Source organism: Acidithiobacillus ferriphilus, assembly GCF_018854775.1.
Classification (GTDB): Bacteria; Pseudomonadota; Gammaproteobacteria; order Acidithiobacillales; family Acidithiobacillaceae; genus Acidithiobacillus; species Acidithiobacillus ferriphilus.
Genome location: NZ_JAAZTY010000223.1, coordinates 1 through 3,112, shown reverse-complemented (window position 1 = coordinate 3,112; position 3,112 = coordinate 1). Strand labels below are relative to the sequence as shown.

Here is a 3,112-nt window from a genome sequence, read left to right as displayed (position 1 = left end):
ATCTGCCGGTGCTGCACCGCCACAAGGCGCACCCCCAGGTTTTGCGCCAGGCGCGGATCGATGCTGAGGCCGGACTCTTTTTTTGCGTTCGGGCTGGAGGCATAGACCGGGATATAGGCCATCCCCATACTGTCCTTCATCGGATGATCCGAATGGATTTTGGGGTCCATGGGGGCAGCCCAGTAGAGGATGTGCCGTCCCTTGGGGGTACTTTCCTGAGGATGGGTTGCGGCGACGTTGGCGCTCGATGCCGCGGCAGGGGCGGCGGTCCGCAGCCACCACACCACCCCAGCCCCGAGGACTACGCCAAGGACGAGCAGACCCATGCCGATGATCCAGTTGCGTGACTTCATGGTTGCATCTCTCCTTGGGTGGTGAGGAAATCCAGTTCTGCGGCGCTGATGGCCAGGTCGCGGCGGTATTGCAGGCGGGTCAGGGCGTAGTCCAGCACTTCCTTCTGGGTGCGCAACACCGTGTTCAGTCCGGCGCGCCCCGCCGAGTAGGCGGCGAGCGTTGCGGAAAAGGCATTCCGTGCGGTGGGCAGCAGTTGCCGATCCATGCGCTGCAACTGGATTTTGTAGGATTCATAGCGGGCAAAGGCGGCGCGCGCCTGCTGGGTCAGGGCCAGGTGTTGATCGTCATAGCGATATTGCGCCTGCTGGGCCCTGGCCTGGGCGGCGGCAACGTCCTGGTCCTGGCGATCCCCCGGGAATATCGGCAGGCTCAGGTTAACCCCCGCTGACAGCCAGTTGGGGCTGCCGGGGTAGAAATCCTGGCCATAACCGACGCTGACGGTGACGTCCGGCCAATAGCCGGTTTTGGCTACCTGCACGCCCATTTGCGCGGCACGGGTTTGCGCCTGGGCGGCGCGCAGGAGGGGCTGGCCGGAAAGTCGGGCTTCCATTTCGGCAAGAGTGGGGGGTGGCGGCAGATTCGGCCATTGCTTTTCTATGGACGGCGGTTCCGGCAGGTTCAGAATCTGGGCGATTTGCGCCAGATCGCTTGCCCGCTCCGCCTGCAATTTGCTGATATCATTGGCCAGGTTGTCGCGCGCCAGTTGGGCACGGAGTACCTCGGCCTGTGACCCTTGAGCGGAGCGGTAGAGCGCCAGTGCCGCTTGCACACTTTCGGCCTCCAACTGTTCCTGATGCCGGACCGTGGCCATGGCATTTTCGGTATAAAGGGCTTGCAGCCAGGCACGGCGCAGCAACAACACCAGCTCGGCGGACTGACCGCGCAGGGTGTCGGCGGCCGCCTGGGCCTCAATCCCCGCCTGCTGTCCTTCCAGCCCCAGTTTGCCAAAAGAGGGGAAAGTCTGACTCAGGCCCACGCTCAGCATGCTCATCTGCTGCTGGTTCATGGAGAAGCTGTTGAGGGGCAGGTTCAGGGCACCGAGATCAAGATGCGGATCGGGCAACTGGGCCACCGCCACGGCTTTGTGCCGCAATTCCGCAATCTTTTGGGTCAGGGCGCCGAGACCGGGATTTTGCCGCAGGGCAATTGCTTCCGCGCTCTGCAGGCTCAATGGGGCGGCACTGGCATAAGGGCCGCACACCATCATCAGCATGACGGGAAGGGAGAGTGGCCCTGAGCCCCTGCGAATAGCCGCAACCCACTTTAGAAAATGTTTATTTCCAGAACTTCTTTGCACATCGCTCATATAGCCTCCACATACGGCCCGAGTTAGGGCCGAAGACGCGAATTTCCTGTCCGGCGCGACTATGTGCGCAGGACTGCGGATTCAGGCGGGAGGCTAAATGAGAAAACGAACTGCGGAGAGTGGGGGAAGACCAGTGTGGGCTGCAACGTGGAGAAAATGGGGAACGGGCTTAGAAGAAGGGAGGGTGATCAAGGGTGCGACGGAAACGGCGAAGGCCGACATGGCGGGGGTGATGTTGTGGGCACTCTCCGCTACCGGCGTCATCATATCGTGGTGGCAGCAAGCAGTCAGGCAGGTGCCTTGCTGGGCCGGAGCACCAAGGGCCTGTTCGCAACGCGGCATTTGTGTGCCGTGTGCGGCTACCCCTGTCATCGACAGGGCGCACAGCGCCGGGGCAGCGTCTGCGGGTGTCACCATCCAAGGCAACAGTAGAAGCAGGGCCATAAAGGCTATCCGGCGAACGAACGGGCGAAAAACGCGCACAGTACCCCAATCTCAAGACGTTAGTCCGGCTATCACAACTCAACGGCCATCAAATGTCAATGCTCTCCCGAGCCCGCGACTGCGTGCCGCGCTTCCCGCCCTTACTGGCGCGCCCCTTATCCACGGCTTTATTCTACCGCTCCAACCGTCGGTGTTTGTGAGTCTTTCCCGACGGCGAGATCCTCCATCTCTGGCGGGAGGTCCACGAAATGGCCGGCCAGCACCTGGAAGTCCTGGACGTGGAAAACTTCCGCCCCCACTACGCCCAGACCCTCATCCACTGGGTCCGGCGCCTGAAGGAGCGCAAAGAGGAGGCCATCGCCATGGTCGGCGAGAAACGCTATCGCATCTGGGCAATCTATGTGGGGTGCCGTTACCAATATGTGGACCGAAGTTACCGCGAGGCAGAGGTGAGATGGGAAGATATCTAACCGTCAACGGGGGGACCATTGGCAGCAGAGGTAGGGTGGTCGAGGGACTTGCCGAGGACCATATCCTCAGTCGCGAGGACACCGAAGGCTGAGGTGCTCCCCATCCATTGGATAGTCTGAAAGAAGATGGAATAAGTGGACACAGCCAACTACACTGAAGTGGCATTGAATGGTCATCAACGAGTGTTTGTTCTGGGTCCGTGGCGTAGCGAGTGAACGACGAGGAACAGAAAATGTGGCCTTACATGATGGGTGGGTTTTTCAATGGTTACGGCTGGGTCGGGTCGGTATTTATGGTCCTGTTTTGGGGATGAATACCTGGAAAGACGTCGCGACCTGGAACAATAACGTTTCCCCATCCGCCGAAGCTGGTCCGGATGTGCTACTAGCAGGTGGGACTGTGGTAGACAGCTTGTTTCGTTGGTTCAAGGTCGGCAACCGGCGTTGTGGGCTCCTGCGGCGGTAAAATAGAGAGGGTTCTATGGACCATTCAGGACATCAGGAACACGAGATAGAAACCGCCCACCCCGATTTCCAC

3 protein-coding genes and 2 pseudogenes are annotated in these 3,112 nt (G+C 60.4%); 2 read left to right on the top strand and 3 right to left on the bottom strand.

Annotated elements, in window-relative coordinates:
- The 3 genes and pseudogenes from HF921_RS12605 to HF921_RS12595 all read right to left on the bottom strand — a co-directional run.
- Nucleotides 1-353: pseudogene (locus HF921_RS12605) on the bottom strand (efflux RND transporter periplasmic adaptor subunit); the annotation flags it as partial.
- The gene (locus HF921_RS12600; protein ID WP_126604081.1) at nucleotides 350-1,660 is read right to left on the bottom strand and encodes a TolC family protein; all 1,311 of its coding nucleotides are present in this window, start codon (nucleotides 1,658-1,660) and stop codon (nucleotides 350-352) included. The gene HF921_RS12600 and the pseudogene HF921_RS12605, both read right to left, overlap by 4 nt.
- A 93-nt stretch (nucleotides 1,661-1,753) precedes the next feature.
- Nucleotides 1,754-2,104 (bottom strand): hypothetical protein, encoded by a 351-nt coding sequence (locus tag HF921_RS12595; RefSeq protein WP_126604082.1) that lies wholly within the window; start codon nucleotides 2,102-2,104, stop codon nucleotides 1,754-1,756.
- 212 nt (nucleotides 2,105-2,316) lie between these two features.
- Here HF921_RS12595 and HF921_RS12590 point away from each other — a divergent pair.
- Together HF921_RS12590 and HF921_RS12585 are read left to right on the top strand one after the other, a co-directional pair.
- A pseudogene (locus tag HF921_RS12590) lies at nucleotides 2,317-2,574 on the top strand (class I SAM-dependent methyltransferase); the annotation flags it as partial.
- A gap of 235 nt (nucleotides 2,575-2,809) precedes the next feature.
- Nucleotides 2,810-3,040: a hypothetical protein gene (locus HF921_RS12585; protein ID WP_010642700.1), complete on the top strand. Its 231-nt coding sequence runs from the start codon at nucleotides 2,810-2,812 to the stop codon at nucleotides 3,038-3,040.
- Nucleotides 3,041-3,112 lie beyond the last annotated feature (72 nt).